The organism is Sphingobium sp. (genome assembly GCF_032153725.1).
GTDB lineage: Bacteria > Pseudomonadota > Alphaproteobacteria > Sphingomonadales > Sphingomonadaceae > Sphingobium.
The window spans coordinates 36,924-58,780 of record NZ_JALDYQ010000019.1 but is presented as its reverse complement, the minus strand read 5'-3'; the positions used below and the strand labels follow the sequence as shown (position 1 = coordinate 58,780).

Annotated in this window: 20 protein-coding genes; 5 read left to right on the top strand and 15 right to left on the bottom strand. The window is 66.2% G+C overall.

Going from position 1 to position 21,857, the window contains the following annotated elements; genetic code table 11:
• The 4 genes from RUH75_RS08665 to RUH75_RS08650 form a co-directional block, all read right to left on the bottom strand.
• A complete protein-coding gene (locus tag RUH75_RS08665) occupies positions 1 to 2,418 on the bottom strand; it encodes a TonB-dependent receptor (RefSeq protein ID WP_313804503.1) in 2,418 nt (805 codons plus the stop codon).
• 8 nt (positions 2,419 to 2,426) lie between these two features.
• Positions 2,427 to 2,669 (bottom strand): hypothetical protein, encoded by a 243-nt coding sequence (locus RUH75_RS08660; RefSeq protein WP_313804500.1) that lies wholly within the window; start codon positions 2,667 to 2,669, stop codon positions 2,427 to 2,429.
• A gap of 461 nt (positions 2,670 to 3,130) precedes the next feature.
• A complete protein-coding gene (locus RUH75_RS08655) occupies positions 3,131 to 4,003 on the bottom strand; it encodes a MucR family transcriptional regulator (protein WP_313804497.1) in 873 nt (290 codons plus the stop codon).
• 605 nt (positions 4,004 to 4,608) lie between these two features.
• Complete coding sequence (locus RUH75_RS08650) at positions 4,609 to 4,884, bottom strand: HU family DNA-binding protein (protein ID WP_313804494.1); 276 nt, start codon at positions 4,882 to 4,884, stop codon at positions 4,609 to 4,611.
• Between the two features lie 399 nt (positions 4,885 to 5,283).
• Here RUH75_RS08650 and RUH75_RS08645 point away from each other — a divergent pair, with 399 nt between their 5' ends.
• The 5 genes from RUH75_RS08645 to RUH75_RS08625 all read left to right on the top strand — a co-directional run bounded on the left by RUH75_RS08645 (position 5,284) and on the right by RUH75_RS08625 (position 11,881).
• Positions 5,284 to 6,984 carry a ShlB/FhaC/HecB family hemolysin secretion/activation protein gene (locus tag RUH75_RS08645; protein WP_313804491.1) on the top strand — a complete coding sequence of 567 codons (1,701 nt, stop codon included), beginning with the start codon at positions 5,284 to 5,286 and terminating at the stop codon, positions 6,982 to 6,984.
• Positions 6,985 to 7,031: 47 nt separating this feature from the next.
• Positions 7,032 to 7,592 (top strand): 2OG-Fe(II) oxygenase, encoded by a 561-nt coding sequence (locus RUH75_RS08640; RefSeq protein WP_313804488.1) that lies wholly within the window; start codon positions 7,032 to 7,034, stop codon positions 7,590 to 7,592.
• Between the two features lie 742 nt (positions 7,593 to 8,334).
• Positions 8,335 to 9,318: a hypothetical protein gene (locus tag RUH75_RS08635; RefSeq protein ID WP_313804485.1), complete on the top strand. Its 984-nt coding sequence runs from the start codon at positions 8,335 to 8,337 to the stop codon at positions 9,316 to 9,318.
• A 199-nt stretch (positions 9,319 to 9,517) separates the two neighbouring features.
• Positions 9,518 to 10,738 carry an autotransporter outer membrane beta-barrel domain-containing protein gene (locus RUH75_RS08630; RefSeq protein ID WP_313804482.1) on the top strand — a complete coding sequence of 407 codons (1,221 nt, stop codon included), beginning with the start codon at positions 9,518 to 9,520 and terminating at the stop codon, positions 10,736 to 10,738.
• A gap of 129 nt (positions 10,739 to 10,867) precedes the next feature.
• Positions 10,868 to 11,881 carry a ParB/RepB/Spo0J family partition protein gene (locus tag RUH75_RS08625; protein ID WP_313804479.1) on the top strand — a complete coding sequence of 338 codons (1,014 nt, stop codon included), beginning with the start codon at positions 10,868 to 10,870 and terminating at the stop codon, positions 11,879 to 11,881.
• Positions 11,882 to 11,890: 9 nt separating this feature from the next.
• Here the strand turns inward: RUH75_RS08625 and RUH75_RS08620 are convergent, their stop codons facing one another.
• The 11 genes from RUH75_RS08620 to cpaB form a co-directional block, all read right to left on the bottom strand.
• Positions 11,891 to 12,319, bottom strand: a complete 429-nt coding sequence (locus RUH75_RS08620) for a TadE/TadG family type IV pilus assembly protein (RefSeq protein WP_313804540.1) — start codon at positions 12,317 to 12,319, stop codon at positions 11,891 to 11,893.
• A gap of 5 nt (positions 12,320 to 12,324) precedes the next feature.
• Positions 12,325 to 12,504 carry a Flp family type IVb pilin gene (locus RUH75_RS08615; RefSeq protein ID WP_409592342.1) on the bottom strand — a complete coding sequence of 60 codons (180 nt, stop codon included), beginning with the start codon at positions 12,502 to 12,504 and terminating at the stop codon, positions 12,325 to 12,327.
• Between the two features lie 70 nt (positions 12,505 to 12,574).
• Positions 12,575 to 14,341, bottom strand: a complete 1,767-nt coding sequence (locus RUH75_RS08610; RefSeq protein ID WP_313804476.1) for a TadG family pilus assembly protein — start codon at positions 14,339 to 14,341, stop codon at positions 12,575 to 12,577.
• Complete coding sequence (locus tag RUH75_RS08605; RefSeq protein ID WP_313804529.1) at positions 14,338 to 14,562, bottom strand: hypothetical protein; 225 nt, start codon at positions 14,560 to 14,562, stop codon at positions 14,338 to 14,340. Before RUH75_RS08605 ends, RUH75_RS08610 begins: the two co-directional genes overlap by 4 nt.
• Positions 14,562 to 15,203, bottom strand: coding sequence for a tetratricopeptide repeat protein (locus RUH75_RS08600; RefSeq protein ID WP_313804473.1), 642 nt, complete (start codon positions 15,201 to 15,203; stop codon positions 14,562 to 14,564). Before RUH75_RS08600 ends, RUH75_RS08605 begins: the two co-directional genes overlap by 1 nt.
• Positions 15,200 to 16,063, bottom strand: coding sequence for a type II secretion system F family protein (locus tag RUH75_RS08595; protein ID WP_313804470.1), 864 nt, complete (start codon positions 16,061 to 16,063; stop codon positions 15,200 to 15,202). The genes RUH75_RS08600 and RUH75_RS08595 overlap by 4 nt, the downstream gene beginning before the upstream one ends.
• A complete protein-coding gene (locus RUH75_RS08590) occupies positions 16,063 to 16,956 on the bottom strand; it encodes a type II secretion system F family protein (RefSeq protein ID WP_313804467.1) in 894 nt (297 codons plus the stop codon). The genes RUH75_RS08595 and RUH75_RS08590 overlap by 1 nt, the downstream gene beginning before the upstream one ends.
• Complete coding sequence (locus RUH75_RS08585) at positions 16,950 to 18,278, bottom strand: CpaF family protein (RefSeq protein ID WP_313804464.1); 1,329 nt, start codon at positions 18,276 to 18,278, stop codon at positions 16,950 to 16,952. The genes RUH75_RS08590 and RUH75_RS08585 overlap by 7 nt, the downstream gene beginning before the upstream one ends.
• A complete protein-coding gene (locus tag RUH75_RS08580) occupies positions 18,275 to 19,447 on the bottom strand; it encodes a histidine kinase (protein WP_313804460.1) in 1,173 nt (390 codons plus the stop codon). The genes RUH75_RS08585 and RUH75_RS08580 overlap by 4 nt, the downstream gene beginning before the upstream one ends.
• Positions 19,448 to 19,449: 2 nt before the next feature.
• The gene (locus tag RUH75_RS08575; RefSeq protein WP_313804457.1) at positions 19,450 to 20,613 is read right to left on the bottom strand and encodes a pilus assembly protein N-terminal domain-containing protein; all 1,164 of its coding nucleotides are present in this window, start codon (positions 20,611 to 20,613) and stop codon (positions 19,450 to 19,452) included.
• Positions 20,614 to 20,621: 8 nt separating this feature from the next.
• Positions 20,622 to 21,521: a Flp pilus assembly protein CpaB gene (gene cpaB, locus RUH75_RS08570; protein WP_313804454.1), complete on the bottom strand. Its 900-nt coding sequence runs from the start codon at positions 21,519 to 21,521 to the stop codon at positions 20,622 to 20,624.
• Between the last annotated feature and the right edge of the window lie 336 nt (positions 21,522 to 21,857).

Below are 21,857 nucleotides of genomic sequence, written 5' to 3'. Positions count from 1 at the left end.
CTAGAATTTGGTGCGGAGCGTCACCCCGGCGGTGCGGGGATCGCCTACCGTGGCGGTGACGAGGCCGGTGTTCGCGACCGACAGCGTGTCGACATAATCCTTGTCGAACAGGTTCTTCGCCCAGATCGACAGGTCGAAGGCGCCATCCTCCGTGCGGAAGCCGATGCGCGCATTGGCGATGCCGTAGCTGGGCACCAGCGAATAGCGGCTGTCGGACACGGCGGTGTAGTAGGACGACCGCCAGCTATAATCGGCGCGGCCATAGATTTCCGCCGAACCCAGCGCCGTTTCGCCCAGCGGCAGGGCGAAGTCGCCGCCCGCGCTCCAGGACCAGCTTGGCACGCCGGACAGGGGCTTGCCGCTCAGATCGCTGACCGGGGAGCCGCCCGTCGTCGGGTTCAGCGATTCAACCGGCGTCGGGCCATTTTTGAAGTCGACATAATAAGCGTCGGTATAGGCGAGCGAGGCGTTGAGGTTCAGATGCTTCGACAAAGCGAGGGTGCTGTCGACCTCAAATCCCCGGGCGCGGGCCTGCGGGATATTGGTGATATAGTTGCGGGATGTATTGCTGCCCGCGATCTGTTCGACGATGGCCGTCTGATAATCGAAAATATCGGTCCAGAAAGCGGCGGCGTTCAGGGTCAGCTTGCCATCCCAGAACTGGCTCTTGATGCCCGCTTCATAATTGTCGACCTTTTCCGGGCCGACGGCGGGGCTGACTCCGGCGGGAGTGTTGGTGAGGTTGAGGCCGCCCGACTTGTTGCCGCGCGAATAGCTGGCATAGACCAGAATGTCGGGCGTCACCTTGTAGGAAAGGGTGGCCAGGCCTGACAGGCTGTCGTCGGTGAAGCCGACCGAATAGCTGGTGACGGGGTTGAGCGCGTTGCGCAGCGTGATGGCGGCGGTGCGCTGGGCCGGGGTGAGGGAGGAGAGATCATTTCCTTCCGCCCACCACTGGTTGAAGCTGCCCTGCTTCTTTTCATGGGTGTAGCGCAGGCCCAGGGTCAGCGAGAGCCTGTCGGGCACCAGATCATAGCTGGCCTGACCGAACAGCGCGGCGCTCTTCGTCTGCGGATTGGACGTCGATCGGGCGACGAAGCCGTTGACCGCCGCATTGCGCGTCACCGGATCGGCATTGGGGAACAGCCAGAGCGGGGCGTCGGAACCATAGCCCGACGCGCCATAGCCATTGATGATCTGCCAGAAATAATAGGCGCCGATGGTGTAGTGCAGGCGGCCTTCGCCATTATTGCCGAGGCGTAGTTCCTGGCTGAACTGTTTCTGACGATTGGCCTGCTCCGCCAGGGTATTGACCGACAGCGGCGTGTTGTCGGCGTCATTGGCCGGATGCCAGTTCCACTTGCGATAGGCGGTGATGGAGGTCAGCGTGACCGGTCCCAGATCCCAGTCCGCCTTCCCCGACACGCCCCATTGGTTCATGTTTGCCTGAAAATGGGCGTCGACATCGACGCGCCGGGCAAAGGGATCGGTCGGCAGCGGCGTGTAACCGGCGCGCGCCGCCCGCTGGTTGAAATTATTGGCGATGGTCGTGCCGTCATCATAGGTGGTGAAGACGGTGCTGGGCAGGCGCACGCAGCAATTGAGCGTCTGCCGGCCATAATCGCCGATCAGCCGAACGGTGAAATTGTCGCTGGGTTTCAGCAGCAGCTGGCCTCGCGCGGTGAAATTGTCGTAATCATGGATGCGCGCGCCATCATGGATATTGCGCAGGAAGCCGTCGCGATGGGTATCGGACAGGCTGATCCGCACCGCCGCCCAATCGGTGATCGGGCCAGTGACCGATCCCCGGACCTGATGGAGTCCATAGTCGCCCAGCGTCGCTTCGGCCTGACCGCCAAAGTCGAATTCCGGCTGACGGGTGGTGATGTTGATGGCGCCCGCCGTGGTGTTCTTGCCGAACAGGGTGCCCTGCGGCCCGCGCAGCACCTCTATCTGGGCCAGATCGACCAGCTCGAACTGGCTCGACCCCACGCGGCCATAATAAACGTCGTCGACATAGACGCCGACGCCATTTTCCAGACCGTCATTGGTCAACGCGACATTCGACCCCAATCCCCGAATATTGATATTGGTGTTGCGCGGGTTGAAGCTGAAGAGCTGGAGACTGGGCGCGACCTGCTGCACGGCAGCCAGCGTATAGTCGCCGCGCTGTTCGAACTGATCGCCGCCCACGACCGAAAGCGCGACCGGAACATCCTGCGCATCCTCTGCGCGGCGGCGGGCGGTGACGACGATACCGCCGGCGAAATCATCCTCGGCGCTGGCGCTATCGACGGTATCGGGGGCCTGTGCCGCGACGGGCGCGGCGTTCAGCAGGGAAAGGGTGGCGCCAGCCAGCAGCAGGGACCGCGCGGCGCTGGAAAAAGGCAGGCGCGGAGACGAAGAAGCAACGGACATGAAAGAATTTACTCCCTGAATTTCCTGTTTGATTTTGGTGGTTTATTTGCTCCATCGAGCAGCTGTGCCACTTCCACGCCGTAAAGCGCGGCAGCGGCCTGAAGCAGCGAGACGGAATAGGCGCGCGCCCCATCGGCGCGGCCGGATCGTGGAAAACCGGTTTGGGAAGGACTGGTTTGTGGAGGGTGGGGCATGATCGTCCCTTTCCCGGTGGCCAGGGCCGCCAGAATGTCAGGATCGAAGGCAACCACAGAGGTTCCAGGATCACAGGACCCGGGATCAAACCCGCATGGCAACGGTTTTCAGCCAGGCCGAAAGGCAGCTAGTCTGTCATGATATTGCGCATCGCTTCATTCCCCAAAATTGTGGGGGGAACACGATCCTGGCGTTGTCGCCTGAAATCGTGCGCTTTAGCTGTTGGTAACGCGGAGCAAGCTGCATCCCGATCAAAAGCCGCGGGTCCTGATTGCAATATCCGGCACGGGGACCAGCCGTGCCGTCCGATAATCTCTACTTAACAGGTAGATTTTAGTGAGGAAGCAAGTTTTGCTTGGCAACGGACAAGCTGCGTTGGGGCCTGGCGGAAAAACCATGGCCGTGGCGCATGGTCAATGCAGGCGGCTGAGTTCCACCGGACAGAAAAACGCCCCGACCGGCCTATGTGGCGGTCGGGGCGTGTTCTCGATACCCTTGGCCTGAACAGGCCGGTGGATCAGGCCGTGGGAGGCGTCGGCGCCTTGGGCGCGGGCTTGGCGGCCGGCTTTTTCTTGGCGGCCTTTGCCGGCGCCTTGGCAGCGGCTGCGGGCTTGTCGCCAGCGGTTCCCTTATCCGCAGCTTTGGCCGCAGGCTTGTCCCCGGCCGGTGCGGCATCCTTTTTCACGGCGCTGGGCGTGGCGATGGAAAGGCGCTTGCGCGATGCCGCCGGCTTTGCCGCGGGTGCCTTGGCAGCCGGGGCCTTGGGTTCCGCAGTTTTCGCCACGGGCGCCTTTGCCTCGGCGGGCTTGGCTGCGGGTGCCTTTGCCGCGGGAGCCTTTGCTTCCACCGGCTTTGCTGCGGGCGTCTTCACTTCGGCCGCCTTCACCACGGGTGCCTTCACCGTCTTGGCAGGTGCGGGCTTGACGGCGGCAGGCTTCGGCGCTGCCGGCGCTGCTGCGGCGGGTTCGGGCGCCTTCTTCGCATTGACCGGCTTGCGGCCAAGGCCAAGCTTCGTGGCGACTGCGCGTCGCGCTTCCGAATAGTTGGGCGCGACCAGCGGATAGGACTTCGGCAGGCCATAGCGATCCCGATAGTCGTTGGGCGTCAGGCCATGACTGGCAAGATGGCGCTTCAACGTCTTGTAAGGCTTGCCATCGATCATGCTCAATATGTGTTCGGGCGAAGACAGGCTTTTGCGCACGGACACGGCCGGCGTGTAAGTCGGTGCGGTCGCCTCGGCCGGCTTGGCCGCCAGATCATCAGTCAAAGCGAGGCGCGTCGTGCGAATGAGGTCGGCCAGACCTTCGCTCGCGACATTATTATTAGAGACAAAGGCGCTCACCAGCTGAACAGTGAGCGTCGTGATGTCAGGCTGGCTGTTCTCAGACATTGGCCCCGCTTCCCTTATTCGAGTATTGGAAACGGCCTTTTGCGCGGTTTTGCGTGAAATGTAAATCCGAAACAATTGAAACCGGGTCATCGAGGGTTTTTGCGAGATCTCAACTGCACTATTGTTTCGGGATGGCACAGGTCAGGACCGGAAAACCTTGCCATGTCGAGCATGGCAAGGGGTCGGCGGTCAGGCAGGTGGAAGGAAATCGCCGGGAACCTTCGACCCGCCCGATCTTCTATGGAAAGGCTTTATTGGCGGCAGGCCTATATTCGAGACGATTGCCGAAATCTGCCGCTCCAGTCTCTGTCCTCTCCCGCGTGACAAAAAAAGGCCGATCTTTCGATCGGCCTATTGAGTTAGGAGAGGATGCCTGAAAGGCACCCGCCAGATGGCGGGCCGAAGCCGCAATGGCAAATGCGAAGCGCGGCGACACGATTGCGTTCGACGCACCCCATGATCGAATATCAGGAAAAGGGGCGGGCATCCCTCCCGCCATGATGGCGCGCGCCCCGCCGGAGCAGCAGAGGCGCGCCACTGGACCCGAGCAACGGACGCTCCGGTCTTTCGCCAGCGGCGGCCGGTCCCGGCCGCCGGGCATGGGATCAGCCGTTCAGCTGATCCTTTACGGCCTTCGCCGGGGTGAAGGTCAGCTTCTTCGAAGCGGCGATCTGGATCACGGCGCCGGTCGAAGGATTGCGACCTTCGCGGGCGGGCTGGTCCTTGACCTTGAACTTGCCAAATCCGTTCAGCGACACTTCGCTGCCCTTCGCGGCGGCACCGGCGATCGCGGCGAAAACGCCGTCGACATATTTCCGCGCATCGGCCTTGGTCAGGCCGTGATCGGCTGCCAGTGCTTCGGCGAGTTCAGTATTGTTCATGATGATCTCCCTTTCGTGGACGGACGGTCTTAACCTGTCTCTTCGCGCTCAACCAGTCCTTTGCAACCGGTTATCGACGAAAATCAGCAGGAAAAACGCCTCATTTCGGCTTTTGAGATGCAAATCGCCGGTCATCGGGTGTCGTTTGGCCGCTTTTCCCCTCTGTCGCGACTCTGGTGCCGGGAACAGCTTTCACCGAAATGGTCGCAATTGTCGTGACGGCCAGTGGGTGCTGTCGCACCTTCCCAAGCGTCGACAGCCTGTTTTCGCGCCTGGCCGGACTTTACCGAAAGCTTGCGAAAATAACCGATCCGGTCGCGGTTGGAGGTGAAGGCCGCGCCGTTTTCTCCCATCCTTCATTGCAGGGGCGGCCCTTTCGGCGGCCAGGGTGCGTGGACGATGTGGCAGCGGATCAAGGTGGGAATGGGGCGGTACGGGCGCGTTGCGCAGGGGGTCGTCCTTGGCCTGACGCTGCTGCCGGTTGCGGTCCTTGCGCAGGAAGGGGCGCCCGGCCAGCCGAGCGCCGCGCCGGTCATCGACCGCGACCGCGCCGACCGGATCGAACCCCGGATCGCGCCCCCGCAGACCATGGCACCGCGTCCGGCGCCGTCGGTGGAGGTCACCGGTTCGCCGGCGGCGGGCACCCTGCTGACGCAGTTGCGCTATGCGGGGACGACCTTGCCCGCCGCGCGGCTGGACGCGGCGACGAAGGCCTTCATCGGCCGGCCCCTGACCCGCGAGACGTTGCAGGCCATCGCGAATGTGATCAGTGCTCTCTATGCGAAGAGCGATATCGCCTTCTATTCCGTCGCCATCCCGCCGCAGGTGCCGAGCGGGGGCGTGCTGACCGTCCGGCTGGTGGAGGGGCGGATACGCGATTATCAGCTGAGCGGCATGTCGCCCAGCATGCCCACCGACCTCATCGCCGCGCATATGGACCGGCTGATGCGCGAAACGCCGCTGCGCAAGTCCGTGCTGGAACGAACACTGTCCCTGCTGCGTGACATTCCGGGGCAGATGGTCGACGCCCGGCTGCGGCAGGCCCGGTTGCAGCCGGGCGCCGGGCCCGGCGATCTGCTGATCGAACTGATCGTCAAGCGCAAGCAGGTGCAGATCGGGCTGCTGATCGACAATAGCGGCGTCAGCAATGTCGTGGAGGGCGTGCAGGCGCAGATGTCGGTCACGCTCAACGGCCTGGCGCGCGAAGGCGACAGCACTCGCCTGTCCGGCTATCTGCCCTTTTACCCGGACCGCTACCAATATCAGGCGCTCAGCCACATTACGCCGATCGGCAGCAACGGCCTGACCCTGAACGGGCAGATCGCCCATGTGCAGACCCGGTCGCGCGATAGCCGGATCAAGGGGGAGGCAATGCTGGCCGGTCTGACGCTGGCCTATCCCGTCCTGCGGTCGAGCAGGACGAGTTTATCCGTCACCGCCGCGATCGACGGGATCGATAGCGACAATTATTTCCTCGACACCCGCTTCGGCGATTACCGGTCGAGAACGGTTCGGCTGGGCGCGTCCTTTTCCCATGCCGATGCGGCCAATGGCTATGCTGTGTCGGCCATCGTCAGTCAGGGGTTGAACGCGCTGGGCGCCAGACCCTTTACCGGTTTTTCCGAAACCGGCTTCGCCAAGGTCAATGTTCAGGCCGTCGCGGTGAAGGGCGTGACGAAGCAGCTCAGCCTCAGGACTTCGTTCAAAGGGCAATATTCGAAAGACGATCTGCCGGTGACGGAGCGCTTCGCGCTCGGTGGACGCGGCGCGGGCATGGCCTTTCGCACCGGCACGCTGACAGCGGAACAGGCGGTCGCTGGCAGCGCGGAATTGTCATGGTCCTTGCCTGCCCGATCGCGCCTGCTCAAGGCGAGCGCGCTGTTCGTCGCCGTGGATGGCGCGATTGCGCGCACGACGGCCCGGCCTGTCTATGGTCTGGCGGCGCAGGATTACAGCCTTGCATCGGTGGGCGGTGGCGTGCGGTTGGGCCTGGGACCGAAATGGCGGATCAGCGCTGAAGTCGCCGTGCCGATCAAGCGTCCCGATCCGGCCTATAGTCGCCGGCCACGCTTTTTCTTCGGGGTCGGGCGAATGTTCTGACCGGGTTTTGCGAACACGCAAAAACAGATGCGCAGGAAGTTGAGACGATGAATAATATATGGGAGGTATGGCCGTCGGCGCTCACCGCGGCCGAATGTGACGCGATCATCAAGCGGGCGGCGCTTTATACGCAGCAAAACGCGACCGTTGGCTTCGCGCAGGGTACGCGCAGCGATCAGGCCTATCGATCGTCCACCATCAGCTGGCTGGATATTCATCGCGACAAGGACATTGTCGATCGCATGATGCAGTTCGTTCAATCGTCGAACCGCACCAATTTCGGCATCGACATCGCCGGACCCTATGACCTGCAATATACGGAATATCATGGCCGGTTGCAGGGCAAATATGACTGGCATCACGATGTGTGGCTGGAATCATCCCGTCCATTCGACCGCAAGCTGTCGGTGGTGGTGCAATTGTCCGAGCCGGAGGATTATGACGGGGGCGCCTTTGAATTTTTCGGCCTTCAACAGCCGGGCGTGAGCTTCGCGCCCAGGGGCAGCATGCTGATCTTCCCGTCCTTCCTCCAGCATCGCGTCCTGCCCGTCACCAAAGGCGTGCGGCGTAGCCTGGTGAGTTGGATCGAGGGGCCGAGATGGCGGTGACGCTGCTGTCGGCAGCCTGATCACCAACATCCCGGACGGGCCGGCTTCACGCCGGCCTTTTTTGCCTGCGCGGTCGGTCGGCCGTTCTGCAAAAGCAACCATTACGGATGAAAGCACATCGATGCGCCTTTGCCTGTCCTGCCCGGGATTTTGCGGACTGACCCGCCGGAAAAGTCAGGAAAAGCTGAAATTGTCGGGCAGTTCCCCGTTTCCACATGGACTTTGCGTATGGCGGGGGGCCTTTTTTCGGGCACTGACGGCATGGATCTGGGGCGGGATGACCATTGCAACCAGAGCGGTTTCTTCTTGACGAGGCGATAACAATCATTTGGCCTAATCAATCCCTGTTGCGATCTGATCGCAGGGAAACAGGGAGTTTGCGATGTCACGTCATGAATCCGTCCGATCGGCAAGGCGCTATCTATTGTGCGCTACCGCCATACCGCTTCTTTTGCTTGGCGCCTGCGCTGATGGCGTCGGGTTCGACATCGGGGCCGGGGGTGGTCAGGCGCCGTCCGGCCCTTCCGGTCCCGGTGGCCCCACTGGTCCGACGAGTCCCTCCGGCCCGACCGGTCCCGGCGGCCCAAGCGGCCCAAGCGGCCCAAGCGGCCCAAGCGGTCCAGCCGGTCCCAGCGGGCCTACCAGTCCGACAGGACCTGCCGGTCCGAATGGTCCGACCGGCCCCGCTGGCCCCGGAGGCCCGACTGGTCCCGCTGGCCCGACTGGTCCCACCGCCAGCGGATTGATCATCGGCGCGTCCATTGGTGATCTGTCGGTCGTCGATCCCACCGGGTCCGCTTCTCTGGTCGGCGTCAATGTGCTGCCGGGCGCAACGCCTGCGACGGGCAGCGTGGCAACGGTCGGCCTGCTGACTGGGGACGGCACCGTCGCGCAAGTCGCCCTGCCGACCACGGCGGGCGCTGTGCAGCAGGGCCTGGCGTCGGTGGGCACCCTTGCCGGAACAGTCCTGGGCGCTCCGGCGGGCGAGGCGGTGACGCAACTCACCAACGGGCTTTCGCCCACGGTGGCGACTGTCACCTCTACGGTCGATCAGCTCGCCACGCCCCTGCTCGGCACGGTCAATGGCGCGCTGTCGCCGGTCACCGACCCGCTGATCGGTGAAAATGGCGTCCTTGCCCCTTTGACGGGGCTGGTCGAAAACAGCGCCGGCGGCCTGACAGGCGCATTGGGGGGCGTGGGCGGTGATCCCTCCACGGCATTGGGCGGGTCTTTGGTCGGCGCGAATGTCGGCGGCAATGTGCTTCCCGGCGCGTCCTCCACGGAAACGCTGATCGGGGCCAATTTGCTGCCGTCGGATAATGGTACAGTGAACGGACAGCTGGCGACGGTTGGCGTGCTGTCGCAGGGCAATCTGCTGGACGTGACCGTGCCCACCACCGCGGCGGGGGTGGAAGCCGGGCTGGAGCTGGCCGCCAGTCTCGCCGCTGGCCTTTTGGGGCCGCAGGCCGGAACGACTGTGAGTCAGGCCGCCAGCGCCGTCGCACCGGTGGCGGCAACCGTCACCAGCACGGTGGACAGTGTCGCCGCGCCGTTGCTTGACACGGTCAACAGCCTGACGCCCGCGCTGCCCGGCGGCGAGGGCGGTTCGCCGCTCGCGCCGGTCACGGGGCTTCTGAACGGCGCGCTCGCTCCCGCAACAGGCTCGGGTGATGCGACTGCGCCTGTGACGGGCCTGCTGGGCGGCCTGTTGGGCGGCGGCAACTGATGCAGGAGCGCGGCCCGGCATGATCCTCATGCATGGCGGGCCGCGCGCTGACGGCCCCTCCCCATGTGCCCCCGGGGGAGGGGGGGGCGAGGAGGCGGCGGGCGCGCCGCCTCCTCAAACCTTCAGGGCAAGCGATCCCCGCAAAGGCCCACAGTCTTTTGCGCATACGCAAAATCCAATCAAAAAAGGGAATTTCATTTTGTCGAACCGTCCTTTTCCGATCCGGCGCCTGATTCAGGGCGCGGCGGCGGCGCTGCTGCTGTTCGGCGCGCAGCCCGCCCTCGCCGGTCCTTATGCGCCCTATGCCGCGACACCGGGCGAGACAGCGGTGGGCGCGATGCTGGATGCCATGTCCGGCGCGCCCACCGGCGACCGCGCGGCCATGCTGGCGTCCATCGATGCCCTGCCGACGGCGGCCGCGCGCGCGGATGCACTGGGGCAGTTGTCGCCGCGCAGCTATTCGCTGCTTCCCCGCCTGTCGATCCAGTCGATGGACGCGGCCGACCGGGAGATCCGCTCCTGGCTCGTCGAGCGGCGCGCCATCGCGATCGACGCCCCTGCGGATGTTCCGGCGAGCGGCGATCGCACCATCACCATGATGCTGACCGGCGGCGTCAGGCAGGCGAGTTATAAGGGACGGATCGATCGGCCCGAAGCGGAGTCCGACAGCCGGTCGCTGCGCTTCGCGATCGATGTCCGCCCGACAGCTGGCCTCCTTATCGGCGCGACGCTGGGGATTGATGGCATCGACGCCCGGCTGGATCCGGCGCAACGTCCGCGCATCAGCCAGTTCAACAGCAATATCGGACCATATGTCAGCTATGATAATGGCCGATTTTATGTCGATGCGACGGCATCCTACACGCTGTCCGAATATAAGCTGCGGCGTCAGATCGGCTGGTCCGGCTTTACCGGCCGGATGGTCGCGCCGGTTGATGGGGACGGTTGGGCGGCCTCGGGCGAAGCGGGCGCCATGCTCCGTGCCGGGGCCCTCCGCATCCAGCCCTTTGCAGGTCTGCATTATCGCTATGCGGATGTCAGCGGCTTTACCGAAAATGGCAGCGCCGCCGCGTTGCAAGTCGCGCCTTTCCGCACCAAATCGCTCCGTAGCGCGCTGGGTGGGCGCGTTTCGATCAATGTCGTGCAAGGCGGCTGGACCCTGCGTCCCTCGATCGAGGCGCAATGGCAGCGCGAGCTGCGCAGCCGTGCCGACAGCCGGATCGAAACGCGTTTCGCCACGCGGGACCTGCCGGTCTTCACGCTGCGTCCGACCCGGCTGGCGCGCGACGCGGGACTGGTGAACGCGGCCATCAGCGCCACCTGGAACAGCCGTACGACTGTCCGTCTGGGCTATGCCGGGGAATATGGTGCCGACCGCCACGTCCATGCCGCCACGCTGACGATAGGGCGGCGCTTTTAGGGACGAAAAGTCCCCTTCTCCCGCGCGGGAAGGGGAGAATGGATTGCTCCGGAACGGACAGGCTTCCTCACCTCTGCCTTGTCCGAGCCGCTATTGCGTAGCCAACGACACGCAAAAAGGAAGTGATCCATGGCTGGTTTCATCCGCGACATATTGGCGACCCTGACCTATCAACCACCCGTGCCCAAAGTCGCGCCAAAGGTCCTCGGCGATCAGGAAGAACTCAGCCGCCTCGATCAAAGGCTGGCCTGTTTCGCGGACAAGGGGGCGGGCCCGCGCTCGGCCATTTCGATCCAGCCGGACGAATGTTCGGTCTGGGACGGCAATCCGCGCGACCAGCCCGGCCTCACGGCGGACAGCTGCCGATCGCTGATCGAATCCATCGCCAGCGAAGGGGGCAATCGCATCCCCGTGCTGGTGCGCCTCAACCCGCCCGGTTCGGACCGGCCCTATCAGCTTCTGGTCGGCAGCCGCCGCCGCTTCGCGGTCGACTGGCTCAATCATAATGGGCGGCCGGAACTGCGGCTGGCGGCGCTGGTCGTCGACCTGTCGGATGAGGAGGCTTTCCGTCTCGCCGATATTGAAAATCGCGAGCGGGCGGACATCAGCGAACTGGACCGGGCGCGCAGCTACCAGAATGCCGTCGACCGCTTCTATGGCGGCGTGCAGTCGCGGATGGCCGAGGCGCTCAACCTGTCCAACAGTCAACTCAGCCGCCTGTTGGCGTTGGCGCAATTGCCGGAGGACGTGGTGGATGCCTTCGCCACCAGGGATGAATTGCGGGTGCGCTATTCGGAACTGCTCACCCCCTTGCTGCGCCGCCCCGAACAGCGGAGCCGGATGATTGCCGAAGCGCAGCTGATCGGGGAAGAGCAGCAGGCCCTGGCTGTTCAGGGCGACCGCATGATCCCGCCTGCCATGGTGCTGGCCCGCCTGCGGGAAGCGGCCCTGCCCGAGCTGTCGGAGGATGCCCGCGACATCGCGATCATCGCGGGCGGCGCGCGCATCGGCCGCGCCAAGGCCAGTCGCAGCGGCGGCCTGACCGTCGATTTGAGCATCGCGGAGGACATCGATCTGGACGAGCTGCTGACTCGCCTGCGCGAAACGATCGTCGCGGCGCGGGCCGCGCCCCTCGCGTCATAATGGCGCGGTTCAATAGCTTCCGTTGGTGACGATGATGCTGGCGCTGACCGTGGGGGAGGGCATGGGCACGAAGGCCGCATAGCGCATCATCGGACTGCCGCTCATGTCATAGCTGATCCGGACGCGGAAGGTCCCCGTGGCATCGGCCGCCGCCGTGATGACCGGCCCGCCGCCCGATGCCAGCAGCGTGCCATAGCCGTTGATCACCGCCTGCGCCCGGCCCTGCGCCAGCGATGCCCGCTCGGTGGTGGACAATCCCGCCACGGCGGCGCGGGCGCCCTCCACGGCGGCGTGGCGCACGCCCATCAGCGCGGCGAAGTAAAAAGAATAGAGCACGACCGCGAAGACCAACATCAGCAGCGCGGGCGCCAGCAAGGCGAATTCCAGCGCCGCCAGCCCCCTTTCGCAATCAGCCAGTCGGCGCGCGCCCTTCTTCATCCTGTTCAACTCGACGGAATGCTGTTGAACATGCTGGTGAAGGCGGCGCCCAGCTGCGTCTGGAAATTGGTGCCGACCGCGACGATGGCGGCCACCACCACCGCGCCCAGCACGGCATATTCCACCGCCGTCAGGCCTCTTTGGTCGCGCTTCAGCTTCGCGATCAACGATCCCAGCTTCTTCATGATCATTCTCCCTTGGTCCTCCCTGAATGTCCGGCGGCGGGCGGGGGAGGGGACCGCCCGCCGCAAAGCGTCACACCAGCACCGGCACGCCGCAGCGCGCGCCCGTCGCCCACAGCGTCGCATGACCCAGCTGGATGCCCAGGGCGGCGAGCAGATTGTCGAGCAGCGGATCGGCCGTGGAACCGACCAGCCCGGCCAGCGGCGCGACGATCCCGTTCAGCAACTGCGTTCGCACCGCTGTGGCCGTGGCGTCGCAGACCAGCGGCAGGCACAGGCCCAATATCTTCACCTGTAGCCCGTTGCTGGCGGCGATGCTGCTGCCGAGCGATGTCAGCAGCGGTCCCACTTGCGATCCGTTGCCGATGCTGGCGGCGGTGCCCGGCGCGCCGGGGCGTCCGATGCTGCCCTGGCCGCCGGGACCGAAGGTCAGATCGCCGCTATTGCCCATCACCGGTTGCGCGACCGCGCGCGCGTCGACGGTGACGAGGGAGAGCAGATTGACGATCCGCGCCTGCCCGATGCTGGCTGCGGTGATCGACGGCATGGGTCGGGTCATCGCATTGGCCGGGGCCGTGCCGATATAGGCGTTGACCAGCCCGCTATCGGCATGGACCGTGACCCGCGTGTCGCGCGCCTGCTCGGCAGTGTCGGGGCAGTCGATCGCCGTCACCTGCGCCTGCGCGGCGGCGATGTCGATCAGGACCGGCAGGGAATCGACCGAAACCGCCGATCCCAGCACGGAAATATTGTTGAGGCCGATCAGCAGTTGCAGCCGGAGCGCGGATGTGGCGACGCTGGTTTCGCCCGCTGGCCCGAAGGAGAAGCGCGGCCGATCCATCGGCCCACTCGCCATGGCGGCGACCCGCACGGTGCTGCCGCCCGCGATCAGGCTGACCGCGTCGGACAGGTCGATGGCGCCGTTGCCCGCCTGCACCGCGAAGGCAAAGAGCTGATAGGCGTTGATCCCCGCGCGCAGGGCCGGTTTCTCGTCCGCGCCGCCCACCGGCATGTTCTTCCACACGCCCAGGCCGAACAGTCCCGCCAGCGGCACGGAATAGCCATTGCCCGCCTGACCCGCGATCAGGTTCAGCCGGGCCGCGGTCGCGCTGTCGTCCGCGGCGCTGGCGGCGGCAAGGAGCAGATCCTGCAATCCCACGGTCCGGCTGGTGAGGGCGGCATAGGTTCCGCTCTCCCCCACCCGCCGGGCCAGCGCGTCGAAGAACAGCCCGGCATCGACATTGGCGGCCATCAGGCCCTCGACATCGGCAGTGGAGAGAGTCAGTTTGATGCCCAGCAACGCGCCCAGCAGATCGTTGACGCTGTTGGCCAGCGAATTGCTGACGGTGAGGATGCCGGAGGTGATGCCGACGCCCGCCTCATCGATGCGCGCGGCGGTGGCGCTGGCGGCAAGATCGGGCAGCGGATTGGCAGGCCCCAGCACCCGCATCAGAAATTGCCGCGCGGGCTTGGCCGTGCGGATGCGCACGGCAGTGACCCGCCCATTGCCGGGACAAAGCGTCATGCTCGCGTCGAAGCGCTGCGCGGCGCTCAATCCTGCATCAGGACAATAGCGCCCCAGTTCGACCGACCGGAGAATGGCCGGATCATAGCCATTGCGGCTGAGGCTGTCCCGCGCCCGCGCCGCCGCCTGCGCCGGATTCATCGCAGCCGCCAGCGCGGCGGCATCGGTCGCCGCGCGCAGGTTGCGCTCGCCCACATAATAAAGCCCGGCATCGAGCGCGAAACCGGCCGCTCCGATCAGCGTCGCGCCCAGTGCCGCCACCATCGGCGCCACCGCGGCGCGCCGATCGCGCCAGAGAAGGGAGGCCAGCCTCATCGCGGCTGTTCCGGCGCTTGCTCGACGCGCTGGCCGATGGATTCCAGATAGCGTTGCCGGACGCGGGTGGCTTCCTCCGCCGACAATTCCGCGTCGATGCGGGGCGGCGACTGCAATTGCCAGTCGACGATGCGCCGCGCCGCGTTCTCCGGCGGTGCTTTCGAGGGCAAGGGCGGGGGCAAGGGCGGGGGAGCGGCCGCCAGCAACAGCAACAGGTGCATCACCGATCAGCCTCCCTTCGTGATCCGTCCATCTCTATCCGGGCAGCTTCCGCCGCCAGCTTCTGCCGCAGCGGCCCATCCAGGCGCCGCAGACCCGCTTCGGTTTCCGCGCGCCGGCCGCCGACTATCAGCGCCAGCAGCAGATTATTGCGGATGATCGTCATCTGCGGCGCGAGATCGCTGGCCCCGCGCAGGGCCTCGATCGCCGCCGCCGCCTGCCCGGCGCGCAGCAGCGCATAGCCCAGCGCATTGCGCAGCAGCGGATCGGCGGGGCTGGCGCGGCTTGCCTGGCCGTAACAGCTTGCCGCCTCGGCCCATCGTCCGCGCGCGGCCAGCAAATGCCCGCGCACCGCGCTGACGCCGCCATCGCGCGTTTCGGCGGGCAGCGCCACCGCCTCCGCCGCGTCGATCTGGCCCAGATCGATCAGGCTGTTGACCCGCAGCAGCCGCGCCTGGGCATCGCCCGGATAGCGCCGTTCGAAATCGTCAAGATAGGCCAGCGCCGCCCGGGGCCGCCCATCGCCGCGCGCCTGATGGATGAGTTGCAGGTAAAGGCCGCGCGTATCGGGCGCCTCCTCAGCCTGCGCGCCCTTTGCGAGCGTGGCCGCCATCAGCAGCGCGGCCAGCATCACCCGCTTCATTGCGACACCCCCCGCAACGTATCGAAGATCGCCACCACCGGCGGCCCGCCCAGCACCACGAACAAGGCGGGCATGAAGAAGAGGATCATCAGCACCACCATCCGCACGGTGATGCCGCCCATCGCTTCGCGCGCGCGGGCGACGCGGCGCTGGGTGAATTCGCGCGCGAATTCGCGCAGGGCAGGGGCCAGCTCCACCCCCTGGAACAGCGCCTGCCGGAACAGCGCCGCCAGTTCCTTCGCCCCGTTCACCGCCACCCGCGCCGCCCAGCGGTCCAGCGCCAGTTCATAGCGCATCCCCCGGTCGAGGTCGGCCACCAGCATCGCGATCAACCGCGCATGGCGCGGCACGGCAATGGCTTCATCCCGCGCGAGCGAGCGGAAGCACTGGTCGAGCGAAATGCCGCTCTCCAGCATCATCAGCATCAGGTCGAGCAGAAAGGGAAATTCCGCCATGATCGCCTGCGCCCGCCGCGCTGCGAGCAGATGGATCGCCTGCTTCGCCCCGACATAGGTGAGGCCGGTGGCGATCACGATAGCCAGGGGTTGGGCCAGGAAGCCGCCCCAGACCAGTCTGGAAACCAGCATCACCGCAAGCCCCATGCCTACGGTCGCCGTCATGCGCGCCCACACGAACCAGTCGGCCGCGCGCGCATTCTGAAAACCCGCCAGCATCAGCTTGCCCGCAATCTCGGACCTGTCCTGTCCACGCGCAGTCAGAACACCCGGCAACCGAAAGGCAGGCCGCTCCCCGGCCATGCCCAGCCGCGCCGCCAGCCGCTGGTCAGCCAGCCACATCCGCGCCCCGGCAAGGGCGCAAGCCACCCCCAGAGCCGCGCAGAAGAGAAACAGCGCGCCCATCAGAAGGCGAGCCTCATCACCCGCCGCATCGCCAGCATCCCCAGCCCTTGCAAGCCCGTCGCCACGATCGCGAGTTGGTGCCCGCGCGGATCGTTCAGGAAAAAATCGACATAGGACGGGTTCATCGCCACCAGCGCCGCCATCGCCACCAGCGGCATGACGATCAGCACCCGCCCGCTGATCTTCGCCTCGGAAATGGCGGCCTTCAGCTCGCGCTTGATGCGGATGCGCTCGCGCAGGATGTTGGAGAGGTTCAGCAGCACCGCCGAAATCGATCCGCCATAGCGCATATTGGTGCGGATCACGGCGGCCAGCATCGATATTTCGGGAACGCGCAGGCGCTCCGCCAGCACCTGCATCGCGTCGGCCACCGACGCGCCCAGCTCCAGCCTTCGCGCGACGGGCGCGATGGCGCTTTGCACGATGGCAGGCGCATCGCCCAGCGCCCGTTCCAATGCCTGCGCCAGCGAATTGCCGACGGCCTGCATCTGCCGCACGGCGTCGATATAATAAGGTAGCGCCTCGATCAGCGCCTCGACCCGGCGCTGCGCCCGCCGCCTGACCCAGCCGAGCAAGCCCAGCGGCACGCCGACGACCACCGCCAGCGCCGCTACCGGTCCCGCCGCCAGCAACGCGACCAGCGCCGTCAGCGCCAGCCCGGCGGCAAACCCCTTCAGCGCCCGCGCCGTCACTTCAAGCTGCGCCTGCGCCAGCAAGGGCGCGACGGCATCCGGCACCAACAATGCCGCCCGGCGCTGCGCCACGACTGCCGTGGCCAATCCCAGCCGCCGGTCGATGTCCGTCTGCTGCCGTCGCCGCTCCGCCAGCAACGGCCAGCCGACCCCCGCCAGGCTGAGCAGCGCCAGCACCATGAAGGCCGCCCCGCTCAGCACGGCCGCTCGCTCCGATAATCCCGCAGCCGTCCCGCAAAAAACGGCCGGGGCGATTGCGTCCGAAACACGCCCAGGCCCGACATGGCCGGCTGTTCCTGAAAGACGAACAGCTCGTTCAGCGAATAGGCGTCGCCCTCCAGCCCGGTGACTTCGCTGACCGACATCACCCGCCGGCTGCCATTGGCGAGCCGCTGCAACTGCACCACCACATGCACGCTGTTGGCAATGAAGCGCCGGATCGCGCGAATGTCGCTCTGCACCCCGGCAAAACCGAGCAGCATCTCCAGCCGCGCGAAGGCGTCCCTCGGGCTATTGCCGTGCAGGGTCGCCATCGACCCGTCATGCCCGGTCGACATGGCCTGCAACATCTCCACGGCTTCCACGCCGCGCACCTCGCCCAGGATGATCCGGTCCGGCCGCATCCGCAGCGCATTGCGCACCAGTTCGCGCGAACTCACCTCGCGGTTGCCGTCCACCGTCGGCGGCCGCGTTTCCAGCCGCACCACATGGCTTTGCCGCAATTGCAGTTCGGCGGCGTCCTCTATGGTGATCAGCCGTTCGCGATCGCCGATGAAGGTCGAGAGCATGTTGAGCAAAGTCGTCTTGCCCGCTCCCGTTCCGCCGCAGATCAGGATGTTGAGCCGCGACCGCACCGCCGCGCCCAGATAGGCCGCCATGTCCGCGCTCATCACCTGCTTTTCGACGCAGTCGTCGATCGTCATGCTCTGCAACCGGAACTTGCGGATCGAGAGCGTCGGCCCGTCCAGAGCCACTGGCGGGATCACGATATTCACCCGCGACCCGTCGGGCAGCCGCGCGTCGACATAGGGACTGGCCTCATCCACCCGGCGTCCGATGGGTCCCACGATCCGCTGGATGATGTTCATCAGATGCGCGTCGTCGCGAAAGCGCGTCTCGACCTTTTCCAGCAGCCCGCCGCGCTCGGCATAGACATGCCCCGGCCCGTTGACGATGATGTCATCGATGCCCGCATCGCGCAGCAGCGGCGCAAGCGGCCCCATGCCCGCGACCTCATCCTCCACATCCTCGATCAGCAGCAGCCGTTCCGCGCTGTTGAGCGCCAGTTGCCCGCGCCGGCTGCGGCTGGCGATGACCTGCTCGATCTCCTCGCGCAGCGCCCTTGGCCCCAAAGTCTCCGCCGTCTCGCCCCGCGCCTCCAATTGCTCGATCAGCTGGGCGCAGGTCTGCGCCTTGGCGAGCTGATAGCTGTCGCTCATCCGCTGCGCGGCGGGCTGGGCGACGGGGGCGATCCGGACCTCCCGCGCGGGCACGAAGCCCTCTTCCCCGGTCAGCAGGCTCATGACGCGCGCTCCACGACCTTGAGCATTGCCCGCCTGACCCGATCAATGCCGCGCGTCTTTGGCGCCACCCCGCACACCCGCCGGATCGCGCTCATATAAGCCCCGCCATCCGCCTCCATGGCCAGGGGCCGCCCGGCGTTCAGGGCATTGCGCATCCGCGCCCGGTCCGTCGGCAGCGCCAGTACCGATCCGACCCCCAGAGCATCCGCCATCCGCCGTCCATCCAGCAGCACGCCCGGCAGATGGTCCCACACCAGCAGCCGCATCGCCTCGACCCGTTCACGCTCCGCCCCGATCCGGTCGAGTAGGCGGCGGCACGCCTCGATCTCCCGGATGGTTTGGCCGCAGAGCAGCTCCACCTGGGTTGCTTCCGCCACCACCTCCCGCAACAGCCCGCCATGGCGCAGGCTTCCTGCATTCAGCACCACGTCGCTGCAACAGTTCCGCAGCAGCCTGATCAACGCCGCCAGATCGCCCGGCGTCAGTCCCGCCGGTTCCGCGCCCGTGCCGCCGTCAAAGGTCAGCAGCATCAGCCCGCTCGGCCCATGCCGCGCCAGCGTGCTGGCGAGCAGGCTGGCGTCCAGCCGATCCATGTCGCCAACCGCCGAAGCCAGCCCATAATCGACGTTGAGGTCCAGATAGGCCGCCGCCGCGCTGGTCGGCAAGGTGCAGTCGATGAGCAGGCCCGAACCGGGGTTCGCACTGGGCTTCTCACCCTGGCCCGCCGCGATCGCCATATCCGTCGCGACCATGGCGCAGGCATCGCGATCCGCGCCCAGCACTAAAGTCAGCCGCCCCCGGTTCCCCCGGTCCGCCATCGCATCGTTCAGCAACCGCGCCAGCACGGCGGCAATCTCCGTCCCTTCGCCCCCGCGCGGAACGACATCGCTCGCCCCGGCGCGAATGGCGCGCAGCAAAGGCTCGGCCTCCATCTCGTCGGTGGCCAGCACGACGGGCCGCCCGCCCGCGCTCTGCACCACTGTCCCGATCGCGGCGGACAAGGCCCGCTCCGGCGGAATGGCGGCGCGATCGATCACGATCAGGCACGGTCCTGCCAAAGCATCGCGCTCAATGGACTGCGCCAGTTCGACGGTCGCGCGTCCGCCCAGCGACTCCTCGATGCGCTGCGCCAGCATCCGGTCGACGGAAAGCAGGAAGATCGTTGCCATGTTCAGCGCCTCACCACGCCGAAGGGCGCGCCCGACTGGTCCAGCCCGTCCGTGCTGACGATCATGTCGCTCGTCACCGGATCGACCCCGGCCGTCGCCGCGCCGGGCAGGGGCGGCATCTCCTCCGCCTTCACCGGCCCCACCAGCCGGGGCGTGGCAACGATGATCAACTCCTGCTTTTCCTTCTGGCTCTGCTGGCGTCTGAAGAAGGCGCCCAGCACCGGAATATCGCCCAGCAACGGCGCCTTTTCCCTGGATGTCGTCTGGCTGGAATAGCTCAGCCCCGCGATGACGAAACTCTGCCCGCTGCCCAGTTCCACCGTCGTTTCCGCCGAGCGCCGCCGCAATCCCGGCACGACATAGCCCTGCAACTGCACGCCGTTATTATAATCGAGTTCGCTGACCTCTGGCGCGATCTTCAGGACGATATGGTCTTTCGACAGCACATAGGGGGTGACGGACAGCCGCACGCCGAACTCCTTATACTGGATGGACAGCGTGTTCCCCGATCCGGAAAGCTGTGGCACCGGCACGGGGAATTCGCCGCCCGCCAGGAAACTCGCCTGCTCGCCGGAGCGCACCAGCAGGGTCGGCTGGGCCAGCAATTGCGACAGGCCGTTGGAGGACAGCGCGCTCAACACTGCCCCGATGCCGCGATTGGGCGCCGACAGGAACAGGTTGAAGGCGTTCTGGATCGGCGCGCTCGCCTCCAGCGAAAGGCCATTGGGGGTAAAGGAGGCGCTTCCCAGACTGTTGGGCGAAATGATCGCGCCCTGAATGTCGCCGCTCAATCTGGAGAAGTTGAACCCCAGTGCCTTCAACGTCGTGGAGGATACCGCCGCGAACTGCACATCGACCGCCACGACCTGTTCACCCGCCCGCACGACCGGCGCGCTCGCCGCCGCGTCGGGACCCACGCTGATCGGCACCCGCGCGATCAGTTGGCCATCGCCGCCATAAATGCTGATGGTCGCCTCCCCCTCGCCAATGGCCGTCAGCCGCAACGACCGGGCGGAAGGCGCGGCGATGGACAGCACGCCATCCCGGTCCACCTCCACCCGCCCGATGGGGCGGGGATAGGACAGGGTGCGCTGCTCCTTCACATGCAGCGCCGTCTGCGCAGCCGCTGCCATGGGGAAGGCCAGCGCGACCAGGCTGGCGGTCATGAAAATCCTCAACGGCCGGCACTCCCGGAATAGATGGTTTCGCGCCGGTCGCCCACGACCAGCTCGATGGCGTGAGGCGCAGGGCGCGGCACGGCGCGCGGCGCCGGCGCAGCCAGAACGCGCGGCAAGACCGGCGCCGCCACCGGATCGGGTCCGGAAGAGGCGGCGACGGCCACCGCCACCGGCGCGCTATCCGCCGGATTGCGCAGCGACAGCGTCAGTGCGCCGGTGCTTTTCGCAAGGGACAGGGTCGACACCTGCTCTGGCGTCAGGGCCAGCGTCACCGTCCGGGCGGGCGGGGGAGGGGAGGACAGCGCGCCATCCACGCCGGAAGCCTGCCGCGTCCCCACGACCACCTCTCCGACGGCCAGCACCTGCACCATCTGCAACAGGGCCTGCGCGCGACTACGCCCGGCGCCGCGCGCTCCGCTGATCGCATCGGCGCCCGGATAGACCACCTGAACATCCACCCGATCCCCCGGCCGGATCAACCCGGCCACGGCGATTTCCGCCGTCGTATCGATGCTGACCGCGCGCATCCCCATCGGCACGCGAATGGCGAGCCTGCTTTCCATCCCCACCGCATCGCGCGCAATGAGCGCGCGCATGGGAATGTCGCGGGTGGCGACCTTGCCCACCACTTCGGCGACGGTCGCGGCATGGGGAAAGCGCGCCGGATCGCCCGCAGCATTGCGGATCATGGCGGCGGTGATCGTCTCGCCCGTGCGGATCGCCCGCGCCGCCTGCACCAGCACTGCGGCCGGCCCGGCGACCTGTGCGGGCAACTCCCGGCTCTTCACCGTCGCGGCAGAGGCCTTTCGCCATTCCCTGACGCCCATCGCCAGAAAAGCCGAAGCGGCGGTCAGCCCGACGGCGATCGTCAGCTTCGCTTTCAAACCCAGGCGCATATATGTCCCCCATCAGCGCCTTGCACCCGCGTAACGTTCGGGCGCAAAGCGCTTCAACCGGGAGAATTCATAGCTTCAGAGCCATTGTCAGGGCATGAAAGACGCAACCGGAACGGCGCAAAGTCCAACGGCGCGGAATGGGCGGCCTTGCGTATCGGCGATGGGACTTTTGCTGATTTCCACCGCGCAAAAACCGCTGCGGAACAGGCGCGATTGGTCCAGAATGGTTGAGCTTCCTTCCATTACGCCTGCGCCGACCTGGAGCCGGCATAGCGGATCGTCATTTATCCCGCCTTATCTCGACAGATGGTCGTAAAAACAGGTGTCGGCCGTCAG

Excerpts from the sequence above, each read along its gene's own strand:
- RUH75_RS08585 (WP_313804464.1), bottom strand. The coding sequence starts at position 18,278 with ATGAGCCTGCTGACCGGGGAAGAGGGCTTCGTGCCCGCGCGGGAGGTC.
- RUH75_RS08665 (WP_313804503.1), bottom strand. The coding sequence starts at position 2,418 with ATGTCCGTTGCTTCTTCGTCTCCGCGCCTGCCTTTTTCCAGCGCCGCG.
- RUH75_RS08610 (WP_313804476.1), bottom strand. The coding sequence starts at position 14,341 with ATGAGGCTGGCCTCCCTTCTCTGGCGCGATCGGCGCGCCGCGGTGGCG.
- RUH75_RS08615 (WP_409592342.1), bottom strand. The coding sequence starts at position 12,504 with ATGAAGAAGCTGGGATCGTTGATCGCGAAGCTGAAGCGCGACCAAAGA.
- RUH75_RS08620 (WP_313804540.1), bottom strand. The coding sequence starts at position 12,319 with ATGAAGAAGGGCGCGCGCCGACTGGCTGATTGCGAAAGGGGGCTGGCG.
- RUH75_RS08655 (WP_313804497.1), bottom strand. The coding sequence starts at position 4,003 with ATGTCTGAGAACAGCCAGCCTGACATCACGACGCTCACTGTTCAGCTG.
- RUH75_RS08580 (WP_313804460.1), bottom strand. The coding sequence starts at position 19,447 with ATGGCAACGATCTTCCTGCTTTCCGTCGACCGGATGCTGGCGCAGCGC.
- RUH75_RS08605 (WP_313804529.1), bottom strand. The coding sequence starts at position 14,562 with ATGCACCTGTTGCTGTTGCTGGCGGCCGCTCCCCCGCCCTTGCCCCCG.
- RUH75_RS08575 (WP_313804457.1), bottom strand. The coding sequence starts at position 20,613 with ATGACCGCCAGCCTGGTCGCGCTGGCCTTCCCCATGGCAGCGGCTGCG.
- RUH75_RS08640 (WP_313804488.1), top strand. The coding sequence starts at position 7,032 with ATGAATAATATATGGGAGGTATGGCCGTCGGCGCTCACCGCGGCCGAA.
- cpaB (WP_313804454.1), bottom strand. The coding sequence starts at position 21,521 with ATGCGCCTGGGTTTGAAAGCGAAGCTGACGATCGCCGTCGGGCTGACC.
- RUH75_RS08645 (WP_313804491.1), top strand. The coding sequence starts at position 5,284 with ATGTGGCAGCGGATCAAGGTGGGAATGGGGCGGTACGGGCGCGTTGCG.
- RUH75_RS08595 (WP_313804470.1), bottom strand. The coding sequence starts at position 16,063 with ATGGGCGCGCTGTTTCTCTTCTGCGCGGCTCTGGGGGTGGCTTGCGCC.
- RUH75_RS08625 (WP_313804479.1), top strand. The coding sequence starts at position 10,868 with ATGGCTGGTTTCATCCGCGACATATTGGCGACCCTGACCTATCAACCA.
- RUH75_RS08600 (WP_313804473.1), bottom strand. The coding sequence starts at position 15,203 with ATGAAGCGGGTGATGCTGGCCGCGCTGCTGATGGCGGCCACGCTCGCA.
- RUH75_RS08650 (WP_313804494.1), bottom strand. The coding sequence starts at position 4,884 with ATGAACAATACTGAACTCGCCGAAGCACTGGCAGCCGATCACGGCCTG.